The sequence below is a fragment of the Paraburkholderia sp. RL17-373-BIF-A genome, from assembly GCF_046030175.1.
In the GTDB taxonomy this organism is placed as follows: Bacteria; Pseudomonadota; Gammaproteobacteria; order Burkholderiales; family Burkholderiaceae; genus Paraburkholderia.
Genome location: NZ_JARESO010000106.1, coordinates 1 through 14,511, shown reverse-complemented (window position 1 = coordinate 14,511; position 14,511 = coordinate 1). Strand labels below are relative to the sequence as shown.

General features: G+C 57.2%; 16 protein-coding genes, 3 tRNA genes, 6 pseudogenes and 1 other annotated feature. Of the genes and pseudogenes, 17 read left to right on the top strand and 8 right to left on the bottom strand.

Features of this window, described 5'->3' with window-relative positions:
* The 4 genes and pseudogenes from P0D80_RS46995 to P0D80_RS46980 form a co-directional block, all read right to left on the bottom strand.
* A pseudogene (locus P0D80_RS46995) lies at positions 1-267 on the bottom strand (integrase core domain-containing protein); the annotation flags it as partial.
* Positions 268-283: 16 nt separating this feature from the next.
* Positions 284-1,369, bottom strand: coding sequence for an IS110 family RNA-guided transposase (locus P0D80_RS46990; RefSeq protein WP_408294813.1), 1,086 nt, complete (start codon positions 1,367-1,369; stop codon positions 284-286).
* A 300-nt stretch (positions 1,370-1,669) separates the two neighbouring features.
* A pseudogene (locus P0D80_RS46985) lies at positions 1,670-2,273 on the bottom strand (IS3 family transposase); the annotation flags it as partial.
* Positions 1,879-1,995, bottom strand: a sequence feature (AL1L pseudoknot). (Overlaps the previous pseudogene by 117 nt.)
* A 52-nt stretch (positions 2,274-2,325) precedes the next feature.
* Positions 2,326-2,951: pseudogene (locus tag P0D80_RS46980) on the bottom strand (IS3 family transposase); the annotation flags it as partial.
* 102 nt (positions 2,952-3,053) lie between these two features.
* On the opposite strand from P0D80_RS46980, the gene P0D80_RS46975 reads away from it, so the two are divergent.
* Both P0D80_RS46975 and P0D80_RS46970 read left to right on the top strand, forming a co-directional pair.
* Positions 3,054-3,314 carry a DUF2274 domain-containing protein gene (locus P0D80_RS46975; protein ID WP_408294810.1) on the top strand — a complete coding sequence of 87 codons (261 nt, stop codon included), beginning with the start codon at positions 3,054-3,056 and terminating at the stop codon, positions 3,312-3,314.
* 258 nt (positions 3,315-3,572) lie between these two features.
* Positions 3,573-3,921: pseudogene (locus tag P0D80_RS46970) on the top strand (IS66 family transposase zinc-finger binding domain-containing protein); the annotation flags it as partial.
* A 17-nt stretch (positions 3,922-3,938) separates the two neighbouring features.
* On the opposite strand, the pseudogene P0D80_RS46965 reads toward P0D80_RS46970, so the two are convergent.
* Positions 3,939-4,019, bottom strand: a pseudogene (locus P0D80_RS46965) (hypothetical protein); the annotation flags it as partial.
* A gap of 621 nt (positions 4,020-4,640) precedes the next feature.
* On the opposite strand from P0D80_RS46965, the gene P0D80_RS46960 reads away from it, so the two are divergent.
* The 9 genes from P0D80_RS46960 (at position 4,641) to P0D80_RS46920 (ending at position 8,282) form a co-directional block, all read left to right on the top strand.
* Positions 4,641-5,018 (top strand): PIN domain-containing protein, encoded by a 378-nt coding sequence (locus P0D80_RS46960; protein ID WP_408294807.1) that lies wholly within the window; start codon positions 4,641-4,643, stop codon positions 5,016-5,018.
* A gap of 102 nt (positions 5,019-5,120) precedes the next feature.
* Positions 5,121-5,723: a transposase gene (locus P0D80_RS46955; protein ID WP_408294804.1), complete on the top strand. Its 603-nt coding sequence runs from the start codon at positions 5,121-5,123 to the stop codon at positions 5,721-5,723.
* Positions 5,724-5,883: 160 nt separating this feature from the next.
* Positions 5,884-5,957: transfer RNA gene (locus P0D80_RS46950), tRNA-Gly, on the top strand.
* 2 nt (positions 5,958-5,959) lie between these two features.
* Positions 5,960-6,048: transfer RNA gene (locus P0D80_RS46945), tRNA-Ser, on the top strand.
* Between the two features lies 1 nt (position 6,049).
* Positions 6,050-6,128 (top strand) — tRNA-Ile (locus tag P0D80_RS46940).
* Between the two features lie 71 nt (positions 6,129-6,199).
* Positions 6,200-6,472 (top strand): hypothetical protein, encoded by a 273-nt coding sequence (locus P0D80_RS46935; protein WP_408294801.1) that lies wholly within the window; start codon positions 6,200-6,202, stop codon positions 6,470-6,472.
* A 43-nt stretch (positions 6,473-6,515) separates the two neighbouring features.
* Positions 6,516-6,791 carry a DUF8583 domain-containing protein gene (locus tag P0D80_RS46930; protein WP_408294798.1) on the top strand — a complete coding sequence of 92 codons (276 nt, stop codon included), beginning with the start codon at positions 6,516-6,518 and terminating at the stop codon, positions 6,789-6,791.
* A 21-nt stretch (positions 6,792-6,812) separates the two neighbouring features.
* Positions 6,813-7,154 carry a hypothetical protein gene (locus P0D80_RS46925; protein ID WP_408294795.1) on the top strand — a complete coding sequence of 114 codons (342 nt, stop codon included), beginning with the start codon at positions 6,813-6,815 and terminating at the stop codon, positions 7,152-7,154.
* A 159-nt stretch (positions 7,155-7,313) separates the two neighbouring features.
* Positions 7,314-8,282 (top strand): Tim44 domain-containing protein, encoded by a 969-nt coding sequence (locus tag P0D80_RS46920; RefSeq protein ID WP_408294792.1) that lies wholly within the window; start codon positions 7,314-7,316, stop codon positions 8,280-8,282.
* Between the two features lie 212 nt (positions 8,283-8,494).
* Here the strand turns inward: P0D80_RS46920 and P0D80_RS46915 are convergent, their stop codons facing one another.
* Positions 8,495-9,013, bottom strand: a complete 519-nt coding sequence (locus P0D80_RS46915) for a transposase (RefSeq protein WP_408294789.1) — start codon at positions 9,011-9,013, stop codon at positions 8,495-8,497.
* Between P0D80_RS46915 and P0D80_RS46910 the strand changes: the two genes are divergently transcribed.
* The 3 genes from P0D80_RS46910 to P0D80_RS46900 all read left to right on the top strand — a co-directional run bounded on the left by P0D80_RS46910 (position 8,993) and on the right by P0D80_RS46900 (position 10,522).
* The gene (locus P0D80_RS46910; protein ID WP_408294786.1) at positions 8,993-9,163 is read left to right on the top strand and encodes a hypothetical protein; all 171 of its coding nucleotides are present in this window, start codon (positions 8,993-8,995) and stop codon (positions 9,161-9,163) included. The two genes, P0D80_RS46915 and P0D80_RS46910, sit on opposite strands and share 21 nt — an antisense overlap.
* 52 nt (positions 9,164-9,215) lie before the next feature.
* Entirely contained in the window at positions 9,216-9,395 is a 180-nt protein-coding gene (locus tag P0D80_RS46905; RefSeq protein ID WP_408294783.1) for a hypothetical protein, read from the top strand.
* Between the two features lie 158 nt (positions 9,396-9,553).
* Positions 9,554-10,522 (top strand): hypothetical protein, encoded by a 969-nt coding sequence (locus P0D80_RS46900; protein ID WP_408294781.1) that lies wholly within the window; start codon positions 9,554-9,556, stop codon positions 10,520-10,522.
* Positions 10,523-10,984: 462 nt separating this feature from the next.
* Here the strand turns inward: P0D80_RS46900 and P0D80_RS46895 are convergent, their stop codons facing one another.
* Both P0D80_RS46895 and P0D80_RS46890 read right to left on the bottom strand, forming a co-directional pair.
* The gene (locus P0D80_RS46895) at positions 10,985-11,287 is read right to left on the bottom strand and encodes a type II toxin-antitoxin system RelE/ParE family toxin (protein WP_408294778.1); all 303 of its coding nucleotides are present in this window, start codon (positions 11,285-11,287) and stop codon (positions 10,985-10,987) included.
* Positions 11,284-11,541 carry a type II toxin-antitoxin system ParD family antitoxin gene (locus tag P0D80_RS46890; RefSeq protein ID WP_408294775.1) on the bottom strand — a complete coding sequence of 86 codons (258 nt, stop codon included), beginning with the start codon at positions 11,539-11,541 and terminating at the stop codon, positions 11,284-11,286. Before P0D80_RS46890 ends, P0D80_RS46895 begins: the two co-directional genes overlap by 4 nt.
* A gap of 655 nt (positions 11,542-12,196) precedes the next feature.
* Between P0D80_RS46890 and P0D80_RS46885 the strand changes: the two are divergent.
* The 3 genes and pseudogenes from P0D80_RS46885 to P0D80_RS46875 form a co-directional block, all read left to right on the top strand.
* Positions 12,197-12,942 (top strand): annotated as a pseudogene (locus P0D80_RS46885) (IS6 family transposase).
* A 63-nt stretch (positions 12,943-13,005) separates the two neighbouring features.
* Positions 13,006-13,230, top strand: coding sequence for a hypothetical protein (locus P0D80_RS46880; protein ID WP_408294772.1), 225 nt, complete (start codon positions 13,006-13,008; stop codon positions 13,228-13,230).
* 295 nt (positions 13,231-13,525) lie between these two features.
* A partial coding sequence (locus P0D80_RS46875) for a pentapeptide repeat-containing protein (protein ID WP_408294769.1) occupies positions 13,526-14,511 on the top strand: 986 nt, incomplete at its 3' end.

The window sequence follows — 14,511 nt, the reverse complement described above, 5'->3', positions numbered from 1 at the left end:
AGCCTCAGCTTCAGCAGGCGGGATGTAGCCGAGGGGTTCCATCAATCGATGATGATTGAACCAGGCCACCCATTCCAGCGTTGCCAACTCGACGGACTCCCGTGTTTTCCACGGCGCACGACGATGAATCATTTCGGCCTTGTACAGGCCGTTGATCGTTTCAGCCAGCGCGTTATCGTAGCTGTCGCCCCGGCTGCCAACCGACGGCTCGATACCTGCTTCGGTCAGCCGTTCGCTGTAGCGAATGCTGACGCATTGAGACCGTCTGACGCCCTTCTAAAGGTCAAGTAGCAATTTGAACCTGCGCGATCTGGCGGTTTCGCTGCCGAATGAGGTAGTAGACCTCCCGGGCGATATAGCGCTTGAGACAACGAATCGCTTCAAGCTTGGAGTGTCCCTCGCTGACGCGTTTGGCGACATACGCCTTTGTACGAGCGTCAGTTCGTAGTCGACCGATGGCAATGATGTGCAGCGCACTATTGGCAGCGCGGTCGCCGCCGCGATTCAGCCGATGCCGCGTTACCTTTCCCGAAGACGCCGGAACGGGGCTGACGCCGCACAGGGCAGCGAAGCTGGCTTCTGACTGAAGCCGGCTGCTGTTGTCGCCAGCTGTCAGTAACAGCTGCGACGCAGACTCATAGCCGATTGAATTGCGCGAGATCAGATCAGGGGCCAGCTCGTCAACGAGAGCCGCTATCATGACATCGAGGTCGGCAATCTCGTCATGCAGTTCCAGATAGCGACGTCCCAGAGACTTCAGCGTGATCCGGTAAGCAGAAGCCAGCTTCCGGTAGTCGGAGAGATCCGGCCGCCACGCAGCCAATGTGCGAATGAGCTGCATACGGGTCATTGCGCGTAGTGATTCACGCAGTTCATCGGGTGCGCAGACAATCGTATTGTGGATCAGCTGTAAGGCAACTCGACGGGCCGCAATCGCCGTCTTGCGACACACTTTCAGCACGCGCAAGGATTCGATCATGCCGTCGCGGCTTTTGGGTGTGACCGTGCGGATACCAGCGAAAGCAGCGTGGGCGGCGTTCTGTGCATCCAGCGTATCGTCTTTTCCGCGCTTGCGCCGGTCGCTTTTATCCGGCGTGGTAACCTCCAGCACGGTCACATGAGCCTGCTGCAGGTAGCGAAGCAGCCCCGCGCCGTAGCTTCCAGTGCATTCGACGCCGACCCGTGCAAGCTCGCCAAATGACCGCATCCACAACAACATCTGTTTATAGCCGTGCCGGGTAGTCGGGAAGCATTCATTGCCCAACACGCGATCGTGCTCGTCGACGACAGCCACGACATGCAGATCCTTGTGCGTATCAACACCGCCCACGACACTGCGGCGGCCAGCGGTAGCCTCTTCTTCTTTCATACAGCCTTGCTCCGGTTGTCGATAATGGTTTGGGTGATTTCACCGGCATCGAGTACACGGACAAGACAGTAAAGTGACAGAGCGTCAGGCCCTTCTTGAGTCACACGTATCGACGAGGCAAAATCTCGCCGTTCGGCAGTTCCGGATGACCGACAGGTCAGGGGAAAGACAATCAGTCGATCGGAGTGCGGGTCAGGTCGCCCGGAACGCTTTACGGCACCAGAGCTTCCGCAAAAGGCTGTCGTTGTAAATCACAGACCGGCCGGAAACAGCTGGTACCTGTATTCTTACTATCGGAGTGCGCAAACCCTGTTGCTTCATCAGCCGCTCGACGGTACAACGGGCCACCGCAATACTCTCCCGGTTCAACTGCTTCCAGACCTTGTCCGCGCCGTAGACCTGCATGTGGCCTGCCAGACTCGCTTGATTTCCGGACTCAGAAACTCATCGCGTTTCGCTCGGGCACAGCGCCGCGACGGAAGCTGTGCGGCATGACGCCGATAGCCCGACGGGGCAATCCGCAAGACCTTGCAGATCGGCTCGACCCCGAAGGTGTCGCGATGCTGATCGATAAAGGCCTTCAGGACTTCATGCGGCGGTCGAACTCCGCCTGGGCGAAAAATGCGCTTGCCAGCTTCAGGATCTCATTGGCACGGCGCAGTTCCTTAACCTCTCGCTCCAGTGCCTTGAGGCGCTCACGCTCCGATGTGGTGACGCCCTCACGCTCACCGCTATCAACTTCTTCCCGCTTGACCCATCCCAGCAGCGTCTGGCTCGTACAGCCGATCTTGGGGGCGATGGATTCGATCGCTGCCCACTGTGAGGGATACTCGCCCCGGTGCTCTTGCACCATGCGCACAGCGCGTTCGCGGACTTCGGCAGAAAACTTGTTCGACTTGTTCATAGCTCCATTCTCTCAGGAGTTGGAGCCTCCACCAAATCCGGGGCGGTTCAACTCGCACGCAGGACTTCAGTCGCAGATCAGCCATTAGACGCTGGATCGTCTTGTGGTTGACGGCGCGGCCCTCTTGCCGAATCGTAGCGGTGATGCGGCGGTAGCCATACCGCCCTTTATGCCTGTCGAAGATCGTCTTGATCCGGGCTTTGAGGTCAGCATACTTGTCGGCCACCTGCAGCGCCTTCTGTTGATAGTAGAAAGTGCTCCGCGCCAAGCCCGCTAGCTTGAGCAGACCGGCAAGAGGGTATTGGTGCCTTAGCTCGATCACGATTTGTGCTTTTTGCGCTGCGCTTGCTGCGCGGTCGTTTGAACCAAGGCATTGAGCTTTTTTAGATAGGCATTCTCCATGCGGAGGTTGTCCAGTTCCTTTATCAATTCGTCGCGAGTGCGCCTGGCGTCGCCCTTTGATGATCTCGGAGATTCTGTGGTCTGATGCTTTGTCATCTTCTTGCGGCGTAAGGAAGCGTGCGGAGACAAGGCCTCCAGTCCGCCCTGATCGTAGTTGCGCTCCCACGTAGCGATAATATTGAAGTTGCGAATATCAAAACAGCGCGGCGGCCTGCCGATAGGAAAGGCCCTCGTCACGCATGCTCGCAACACCGACAGCTTGAATTTTAAGCTATAGGTGCGGGGTCAGTTCAGACGGCCATGAACCCTCTGAATCACACCAATGTCCCGGACCGCTGCCGATGCGATCCGTCGCGAACACGGAGGACCTGAATAACCATGACGCAGAAACCAACCCACAAATCGTCCGCCCGTCTCCTCCTGCCTATCGTCAGGCGCGAACCTGCGAAAACGAAGCTGTCGGTCAACCTGACGCAGGACGTGCATGCCGACCTGCTTGCCTACCAGCGGGCCTATCAGGATGTGAACGCTGCCGAGGTGTCGCTTGATTTCATCATCGAGCAGGTACTCGTGCAGCACCTGAAACGCGGCAAGGCATTCCAGACATGGAAGACCACGCAGCCGAAAAGCGCCCGTTGATTTTGGTGGGTATGGCGCGTGAGCGTCAGGGCCATGCTGATCAGGTTGAGCGTTCACAACTGCCACACGACATGCAGATCGGGCATTCTCCACCCTTGTCCGTGCTCATCACAGGCTAATCTTCGCGCGATAGAATGCTGCCAGCGACGTATGATGCATGGCCCCGTAATTTTCAGTTGATTGCCTCGTCTCCTCATATCTCCCTCAGATATGAACTCGGCCCTCCATCCCCGGAGGGTTTTTTTTGGGGATGACCGGCCCGGGATCGAGATTGCCGCGCACAAACGGAAGAAAGGCGGTCGCCGTCCGCTCGATCCGGCGCTGCCGCGCGAGGTGGTTCGATACGAATTGCCTGCAGACCAGCTAGTCATGCCCGCATGACGGCTCGGAGCTGGTGGGGATCGGCGTCGAAGTCAGTGAGCAGTTGGACATCATCCCGCAGCAGATTCGCGTGATTCGCCACGAGCGTGTCAAGTATGCGTGCAAGCGGTGCGATCACGGGCTGAAGGTCGCCCCGGTGCCGCTGCGCATTATCCCGAAGGGGTTGTTCACGGAAGCAGCACTGGCGTGGATCATCAGCGGCAGATGGCGCAGCTTGTTGCCCTTGCCATGCACACGCAGATGCAGCACCCCTCGTCGCGCATGGATGTCGCGAACCTTGAGCGTGCACAGTTCTTCGCGACGCAACCCGTGATACAGCAGCACCGATTGCAGCGCACGGTCGCGTTTGCCCTTGAGCGTCGTCGGTCAGGCGCGTCGAGCAGCACGCGCGCCTGATGGTCGCCCAGCGCGGGGGTTTTGCCTTCGCTGCTCTCGACCTTCGGGCGCTTCGCGCCCTTGACCGGGTTGAAGTCCACGGCGTTTTTCTCGCAGAGGTACTCGAACAGCGACGACAACGCCGCGAGCTTGCGCCGGATCGTGGCGCCCGATAGCGCCCGCTCTTCGAGCGCCTTGCGCCAGGCCAGCACGTGCGCGCGGGTGACGAGGCGAAATTCTTCGGGGCGCGTGATGGGCGGTGAAACTCATGAAATCGCGCAGATCGGATGGCGACGAGCGTAGCGTCCAACGGTTCTTTCGTTTCCTGGACGTACCTCATGAAAATTTGCGAAATTTTCCGCAGATTCGCGAATGCGCGTTAGCGCGAGCAAGATCAGCATGCAGATGCGCGCGCTGTCCTACTCGCGCCCATTCGGACAATCAGATTGCCTTGGCGGTTCGATATTGAAGTTGAATGCAGGGAGAACAATGATGTCAATAATAACATCCAATACGATAAGACGAGCTTTCGTTGGTGAGTATTCTGCGACTTCGGACATAAAGTCAAACATGGTCAAGGATGGAGCAAGCTACGGTAATGTGGGCGGAGCGGGAGACTTGCTTCTCTCGATTATAACATTCGGGATTTATGCCCTTGCCAAATCGTCAAAAATAGATCAGAAAAGAGCGGCGGTCGAAGCGGCCATAAGACAGCTTAATCAGCAGATACCGACAAATGGTTCCATTATTTTCACCAGGGTCGAGGGTAAAGTGCTGAGCATTTCAGAGAACCCTAATAAGGATGGCGGGACTGATTTGTTGATTGCGTATGATGGTAAAAACGTCGGCCTGATTCAGAATACGAAGTTTGCGGCGTTCAAAGAACAGCTGGAGGCGGAAATTACTCTTATGCCGAAGTCGAATGAGCCCGATCCGCATGTATTGTAGTAACCCCTTGTTGCGTCGGTTGTGTCGCAATAAGAAACGGATGGCAAAGTAATGTAATCTTGTTAGGATGCCTTAGGCTCCACTTCTTGAGAAAATGGAGCTATGGAAAACACCAAAAAGAAGTCCCTAAGGTACTCGCCGGAAGTGCGTGAGCGGGCTGTGCGAATGGTACTGGAACATCAGGGCGACCACGAATCGCAATGGAAAGGGATCGCGTCGATCGCAGCGAAGTTTGGCTGCTCGGGTGAGACGCTGCGTAGCTGGGTACGCAAGGCAGAGCGGGATCGGGGTTTACGCCCGGGCGAAAGCACGCAGGAGCAGGATCGGCTCAAGGAGCTGGAGCGGGAAGTGCGTGAGCTTCGGGCGCAGCAGGACGGGCTGATCCATCACAGCGACCGCGGCGTGCAATACGTATCGATCCGTTATACGGATCGGCCGGTCGACGCTGGCATCGAGCCGTCAGTGGGCAGCGTCGGCGACTCCTACGATAACGCACTGGCTGAAACGATCAACGGCTTGTGCAAGGCAGAAGTGATCCATCGCCTTGGTCCGTGGCGCAACCTGCGGGCCGTTGAAATGGCGACGCTCGAATGGGTGGACTGGTTCAACAATCGCCGGCTGTTCGGCCCCATCGTAGATATTTCCCCTGCCGAGGCAGAAGCCGCTTGTTATGAGCAACTCGCTGGGTCCGCCATCGGGGCGTGACTCAAGCAAAACAGTCACCGTCTGCAAAACGAATGCTTTACGGAGTCAAACGACAAGAACTAAAAGGCAGTGCCATTTTTAGAATAACGAAATGGATTCGGACAGATTTGCAGGGCGCCTGCCATTCCGTTTCTGGTTGTGTCAAAATGCCCCGGCCGCTGCGGGCGTAGCTCAATGGCAGAGCAGAAGCCTTCCAAGCTTATGACGAGGGTTCGATTCCCTTCGCCCGCTCCAGCGGAAGTGTGGCAGAGCGGTCTAATGCACGGGTCTTGAAAACCGGCGAACCGGAAGGTTCCGTGAGTTCCGAATCTCACCACTTCCGCCACGGGCCTCTAGCTCATGCCTGGTTAGAGCAGTGGACTCATAATCCATTGGTGCCGTGTTCGACTCACGGGAGGCCCACCAGTTTCAGGGGCGAGCGCGGAGAGGATGCGCTCGCGTACCATTTGGCGCAACAATTTTGACCGCATGAATGCATGGACGAGATCGTTGATCTGATGAATAAGTACAGGCTGATTGCCGACAAGGAATCGCTGTATGCGCGCGTACTGATGTCCTTCATCGTCGAACGCGAACAGCGCATGCGTCAGGAGCTGGAGAGGCAGGTCGCGGCTACCACCCGCGACCGTGAACACTGCGCGCGGTTGCGACATTTGGCGCGAACTGCTCCACTCGAACGTCTCGTTGCGTTGTACGAAAACGACCGTACCGAGCACGGTGGCGGTGTCAAACAGCAGCACGAAGCATGACGTGCGGTTCTGGGCCCGGTGCCCATCACATCGATGATGACTTATGGCCACGCTTAGAGACCGTCTAACTGCGACTGAGCAGAGACTCAAGGAATTGAAGGAAAGCCGCAAAGCGGCTGACAAGGCACGGCGGCAAGCCTACAAGCAAAGCAAGGCTGACCGGGATCGCAAGGCGATGCTCGTGGGGGAGGCAGTGCTACGGCGCGTTAAGCGAGGTGAATGGGATGAGGCCGATTTCCTTCAGATGATGGACGAAGCGTTGAGCCGGCCTGCGGACCGGAGCCTGTTCGACTTGAGTAAGCGCGACAGCTTGCACTAACGGGGAATAGGTCCGGGACGCATGAAGACACACCGCAATGCCGAAAGACTGATTGGATACCTGCGTGAACTGCATCAGCCGGTGACGGTCGCACGCGTGGCCATCGCCGGCGTGATGAACAGGAGAGACGCGTCCAATGCGATGCAATATGGTGTCCGACAGGGTGCGATTGAGCGCATCAAGGTGCCTGGTGCCAGTGCGCGCGAGCGGGTTCTGTACAGGTTGACAGGGCAGCAACTGCCGGCGCTCAAACAGGAGGAGAGTGCGCCGTCATTCGATGCGTTACTCACCGCCTGGGGCATTGCTCGTGTGCCACCGCAGTTATCCGCAAAGGTGTCGACGCGCGTCGCGTTGACTGACTGAGGGGCGAGGCCAGTTCGCGAAGGCGCATCTCGCAACGAAATGAAGGGAACTGTCCAGGCAGATCTGCATCAAACCCCTGAATATTACGGTTTGTAATGTTAACCGGCACGACTGCCTTGACATCGCAGCCGGACACTCTTGGGTCATACGGGATCGCAAATGTCTTCTTTCTTCGCACCACACACGCTTCAACACGTGACGGCTTTATTTGCCCGCCGGCTGGCAGCCCTGGGCCTCATCATCGTGCTGGCGCTGGGAACATTGATGCCACTCGACGCGCAGGCCAAACGGGTGGGCGGGGGCCAGAGCGTTGGTCGCCAGTCCCAGATGGCTCCCTCGCAGTCAGCGACGCCCGCCGGCCCGGCCCAGCGTACGCAGCAGGCGCAACCGGCCCAGCAGACCGCTGCGGCTCCTGCCGCCGCACCGGGCAACCGCTGGATGGGACCACTCGCCGGACTTGCCGCTGGTTTGGGGATCGCCGCGTTGCTCTCGCATTTCGGGCTCGGTGAAGGATTCGCACAACTGCTGTCGAACGCATTGCTGATCGGGCTGCTGGTATTCGCTGGTGTTGCCCTGTTCCGGTACATTGCGCGCAAGCGTCGTCCTGAGTTCGGGTATCCGCAAGGCGCACAAAGCCAGGCTGGCAGCGATTTTTCGCGTCCGTCTCAATACACCGCACAATTAGCGCAGCCGTTTGCGGCGTCCTCTGTAGCGATGAGTGACAGCCCGGCGGCCAACATCCCTGCCGACTTTGACCACGAGAGCTTTCTGCGGATGGCAAAAGTATCGTTCGTCCGTTTGCAGGCAGCATGGGATAAAGGCGATCAGGGCGACCTGTTCGAATTCACGACGCCTGGGATGTTTGCCGAACTGAAGATGGACCTCGAAACACGTGGCGACCAGCCGAATCGGACCGATGTGGTCGAACTCCACGCTGAATTACTGGGCGTGGATGCCCGGAGCACCGAACAGATGTCGAGCGTGCGCTTCCACGGTCTGATCCGCGAAACGGAAAATGCACCCGCCGCGCCGTTTCAGGAGATCTGGAACTTCGTCAGGGCGGCGCCGGGCGAGCAAACCTGGCGTCTGGCGGGGATTCAGCAACGCGCAATGGCTCCCGGCCACTGATCTGATGCCCAACTGGTTGCTAGTTTCAGGTTGTTAGGAGTGGAAGGACTATGACGGCCGTTAGTGAGCGGGCGAAGCGAGAGGCATCGTTGCGAAAAACGACGAGTATCGGGTAGTCGAATTCCGCATTATGGTCAGGAATGCGAATGCAATAGCCGTGAGCATTCATGGCGCGCTGCGCCAGCGATGAACTGCGTGCCCTGCGATGAAACTCAGCAGTAGTGGCGCAGGTTGATCATGGTATAGGCAAGGGTCTTGAACGCGTAGTGCACCTGACTGATGCGTTCGAAACGCAGCAGCAAACGACGGAACTTATCCTCCCAGGCGAAGACCCGTTCAATGGTCCTGAAGCGCTCTTCGAAGATGGCCGGATCAAAGCGCCGCCTGCGACCGCGCTTCGGCGTCTTGCGCCCACGCGGGTTCTCGGGGATGTTCGGGACCATGCCGCGATTGAAGATGGCACGGCGGTTGGCCCGGCAGTCGTAGACGCCATCCAGACTGACGATTGTCCCTTGCAGTTGGGCGCCGATGGCACGTGCCATTTGAGTGAGTTTCGGTAACGCGTCGCGCAGCAGTGGCGATTCGTTGCGGTTGCCCGGAGCACTGACGAATGGGCGGAAAAGCTCTCTGCAAGCCAATGGCCGAATGTCGTGCAGCGCGAAGCCACGAAAACCAACATGCACGGCGGCGAACAATGGGAAGGAAAACGGATGGTGGGCAAGCTGGAACAACCCATCATTTCGCAAAGCACGCTGCTCAGCCTGCCGGCGCGGATTGCCATCGCCTACATGCCCGGCCGCAACGCGTCGAAGCTCTACACCTGCCACGCACACATCGATCGCAGCGTGGATCACACCGGCAGCGCCGGCCGCCGCTGCTGAATCAACGGAATCGGCGGAATAAACTGGGCGGATTCCTCCGTTTCTGTCAAGATTGCCGTCAATTTTTCATCGTCTCGCCACTGTCAATGACGCCCGCGCCCACATCACGCTCGCCGAGCTGGTGAAGCTGGTCCACGGGCAGCACGACTCAGCCGCGCGGGCAAAGACTGTGGCCAAGGTGCGGGAAGCTGCAGCCAAGCTGATCGCGGCCGAGATCGAGCGACGTGGATGAGACGGGCCCGCCGAAGCGGGCCGGAGCAGACCCAATCATTCTTTCTAGTCAATCTTATGTCAGGAAATTTGGTCACGCGGAATACTTTATCGAGAATTTTCGAAAATCACAAAAACAGTGATAGACCTATCACACCTTCAAATTTTGTCGCACAGGGGATGAACTCCGGTAGTGTGGGAGATATCAAGGATTTGATTTTATCGATGTTGACATTCGGAGTTTACAGCCTCGTCAAGACGGCTCTTCTGAATCAGAAAAAAGCGGCGATCGAGCAAGCCTTGATAGACATTTATTGTAGGTTAAATGAATTTCCTGGAAGCACGAATGTTGGTGTGGAAGTCGACGGAAATATTCTTCAGATTGATCAACGCGACAATGAAAACGGGGCGTGCTCGCTTTGTGTTTTTTTGAATGATTGCCCTATTACAACAATAGAAGGTGCGTCTCTTCGTCAATTCAAGCGTCATCTGGAAATTGATATCACCAATATTGAGTGTGGCCGGTTGATCGTCGGGCAAGAAGTTCAAGACAGACTTGCCGCTATCAGTTTCGGTCACCGTTGCTCAACGATTATCAGTGGCGTCATTCTTAAGTCGGCCACGCGAAGCCACGCAGAGCATGGCCTGACAGAACAGGCGCTGGTCTACGATAGTATTGTGGGCGCCCTGCGCGACATTGGTGATCACGTTTCTGACACTTCTGATGTGGGAAAGGCGGTATCTGACGTTTCTGCTTCCTTGAAGTTTTCATGTGGGAATTGTCGCGAGATGGCGTACGCGGCCGCTGGCCTTGCACAATTGAGAGCCAAGGATTTTCTTTATTCGCGTGGACTGAAGGATGTCGAGATGCATATTGAGATCTACATGGCAGAGACCAATGGGGATCACGCTTTTTGCGTAGCAAATTTTACTATGCATGGTGAGGTGCACCAGATTGCGATCGATCCGTGGTCGCAGGTATCTATGTCTTATGATGACTACGTTGAATATGTAACTGCTTGTCCATGCCCCCCTTACACAGAAGAGAATTCAACGTTTGGTGTTTCTCCAACATCGACTGATGTGGTAAATTCTGAAAAATTTATAACTTCTACTCGAGAAATTTTTGCTAGATACGGCTTGGTGTAAGACTGCATTGCCTCCGGATGAATCCAATCCGGGGCTTTGTCAAGTTGACTGCGCGAGCGGGTATAATGGCGGAATGAAGCCTCCTTAGCTAATTAAGGCATCCTAACGACGTTGGTTTGCTTCGCCACCCCTTCTTATCGCGACACAACCGAGCGCGCGAGGCGCCTGGTCGTTCTGCTCGTCGGGGTCGGTCCACGGTCCCCTTGACCGCGCCGGTTCGTGCAGCAGACCGGGCTTACCGCGACCGACCGACCCCGACGAGCTGCCACGATCACGCGGAACGATCGGCAAGCCCCGCAAGGGGCGCGCAGCGCGGGCACGGCGCGGAGTAGGGGGGTTAGGTTGTGGCCTTGATGCCGTCGAGCCGGTATAATCGGCTTCTAGTTGGACCCGTCTTACTCCTGCATTGTTCGACGGTAGAGGCCCGAAGCGTTGCCGCGCTTCGGGCCTTTGTTTTTCCGGCTACGGAAAGAGAATCGCGGCGAAGTCGCGCGCACCGTGCAGGACGTGAATAACGTCGATCCGCTCGGCAGGCTGGCCGACGACACGATAGAAAATCTGGTAGTTGCCGTGAACCCGGTGCCGCACGCCTCGATCTTCGTAGCGCGGCACAAGCGGGAAGGCGAGGGCCATGTCTGCGAGGCTGACGCACTTATCGCGCAGCTCGCGAACGAAGCTCACGGTGCGGCGTGGATTGTCGCGAGCAATGTAATCGCCGATGGCCTCCAGCTCGGCCTCAGCGGCGGGCAAGATGCGGACGATCATGCCTTGCCGTTCGCCATCGCCTGATACTTCGCTTCGAGCCGGTCGAACACTTCCTCGGCGGGCTTGCCCCGGCCTGCATCGGAATCGGCGATGCCGTGCTCAATCACGGCGTCCAAGGCGACAAGCTGCGTCTCGCGGTCCTGAATCAGTCGCACGCCTTCGCGTAGGACTTCACTTTTTGAGCCGTAGCGGCCCGTTTCAACCAGCTTCGTGATGTACCCCTCAAGCTGCTGCCCAAGGTCTGCGCTAATCATGGCTGAGCCCTCCCAGTTGACATAGCCGATACTATACCGCTTATCAACTATTATCAATAGTGCGCGAATGCTCGGGTTTGATTCGGCTGTCTATCTCATCAGCTAGGAAAGCTCAAGCGTGGTCAACCGCTTGCGGTTGTCCACGGGCCGGTGCCGGTGCGCGAAGCGCATTGTCCACAAGTCCACGGGCTCATTTAACGGAAAGAGATATAGGAAAGGAACTAAAGGCAAATACCTATCGGTTTAGGGGGGGCGATTCTACACGTTATGGCGCATCGTTTCTTTTTTCGGCCGCGAGTGTTTTGTTTCTCCTTGGAAACGTCGATTGCTCGGATGGAGGGACCGTTTCGCCGGGGAAACGCGGCGCGGTAATGTGAAATGGCAAAGGCCTCGCACCGTGTTCGCTTGACGTCTCCGCTCGGGCGTAACGGGAAGCCGCGACTGCGTTCGACGGTGAATTCGAACCAAAGCGCGGCTCCCGCGCCGGCTTTGTCAACTTGAAGGTCATGCCGGGTAGAAGGGGGCGGACAAATTCTTGGACTGATTTACGCCGCGATTCCAAGACTCTGCCGGTATTCGATGGGGCTCAGGGAATCGAGGGTTCTGAGGGAATCGAGGGTTCTGTCGCGATAAGGAGGTAGGGTAAGATCAGGACATGAAAAATTTGCCCGAAGCGCCGGTGAGGAAAGAACGCATTTGCCGGAAGACGTTGCCGCCGGGGGTCGCGAAAGTCCTGAAGCGGCTACATTTTCCGGTGGACGTGATTCTGCTGTGCGTTCGGTGGTACGTGGCGTAATCGGTGAGTCTGCGTGATCTCGAAGAGATGATCGCGGAACACGGTATCGAGGTCGATCATTCGACCGTGCACCGATGGGTCATCAAGCTGGTGCCGCTGTTTGAAAAAGCTTTCCGCAAGCACAAGCGTCCGGTGGGCAAAAGTTGGCGAATGGACGAGACCTCCATCAAGGTGCGCGGCCAGTGGAAATACCTGTACCGGGCTGTGGACAAGGCCGGAGACACGGTCGACTTTCTGTTTCGGGCACGTCGGGACAAAGTTGCCGCGCGACGATATTTTGAAAAGGCGATCGACCAGAACGGTGCGCCAGAGACGGTCACCGTGGATAAAAGCGGGTCCAGCGTGGCAGCGCTTCGGCCGTCAATGCCGAGCGGGAAACGCCCATCAGGATTCGCTAATGCAAGTACCTGAATAACATTGTCGAACAGGATCGCCGGGCTATCAAACGCATCATCAAACCGATGATGGGCTTCAAGGATTTTCGGTGCGCGCGTATCATTCTGTTTGGCATCGAGGTCATGCATATGATTCGCAAAGGGCAGATGCGGGTGGAAAAAGACACCCACCCGTCAGCCGCCGAACAGTTCTGCTCTTTGGTGATGTAAGTATACCTGATTATATCGATTGGGCTCGTCCGCCCACTGTTATCGCGACGGAACCGTGCGCTGGTGGAAAATCTGAACTCGCGGCGGCGCTACTATTTCACGCTGCGCCGCCATCTGGGCAACCCGTACCTCGACCTGCTGCGCTTCTTCCTGAACCATCGGCGCTTCGTACGCAGCCGGCGGGCCGAACGCCAGGGCAAGAGCCCGCGCGAACTGATGACCGCTCAGGAGCATCCGCACTGGCTCACGCTGCTGGGGCTCGGCCCGCTTCAGCCGCAGCGAACCTGACGCAGGGGCAGCGGCCTCCATTTATATCGCATCGCTAACGAATCTCGCCTTGCCAAGCGGGATAATTCCGCTCGTCCGTGTTACCCAAATGTCGCGCTTTTCGCAATTTGGCCTACGTTGCGCAGAATTGAAAACATGCAAGCTCATTCGCAATCTTCCGTCGCGGCAATGTGTATTATCATACGTTCACACTGGAACTTGCTGAGCGCTCGTGAGTACAACCCACAAGTAACTGGACTTCTACCTCGTCGAACGAACGTCGTTGGCGAACTCGCGAAGAATCTATTGGATCATTATGTCTGCTGTGACTGCACAAACGTTTGCAAGAGCTTTTCTCGGCAAAAGTTCATTGAACGGGTCGTTCGCGGGCGGCACACACGAAGCCTTCCGGCAGGGCCCGGACGGAAAGAACGTCCCCACGTTTAGCAGAGAGGTCTTCAGGCGCGTCACGGCCACCGCTGAAGAAAGCATGGCCAAGCAGGCGGGGGACTTCGATATTTCACGCTCACGTGGGACAGTGACTGCGACGATCACCCTGTTGACTGCTTTTATTGGACTGCTCATCGAGCGGGTTTGCAAGAGCATCAGCAGCCACCAGAAAGAAGACGCCGTAACACAAGCGGTAGTCGATCTTCATGAAAAAATCCTCGGTGAGAACTTCGCGGTTCAGCGCGCGGGTAACCGTTCTGTTTCGGTAGGGTTGAAACACGGCGGTGAGCTGGAGGTTTCCGAGGATACAGACGGGAACGGCACCGTCCTCACCATTACTGTGAGAACTGGCGCGACGTCTGAGTCTTTTGCCATCGAGGATGGCACCATCGATGACCTCAGGGCAGTTCTGGAGCAGGAAATTGTTCGGCACGAGGCAGATCATTATCGGTACAGGGAAGCCGCTGTACGCATCCCACCGGTGAGGCGGAACTTGCTCGGAGGGGGTAAGGTGGACCTGAGCGGGGTGGACCTGCGCGGGGTGGACCTGAGCAGGGCGAACTTGAGTGGGGCGAATCTGAGCGGGGCGACCTTGCATCAGACGACATTCTCGCTGGGAGCTCTTTTGCGCCACTCTGACAAGTTTTCCGATGAAATGCTTTCGGGAATCGTCTTCGCTGGATTGTCAGAGGACCTGAGTCGTCCAGTTGTGCGCGATCTTTTTTTTAACCATCGGAACAATCCTGACTCCGGCAGCATTCTGACCGCCATAGATACGCGTTTAAAGGGCGACAACAAACTCCGCTGTATGGAACTGGCTATTAGGGCGCTTGACGATGCCATTAGTGCAGG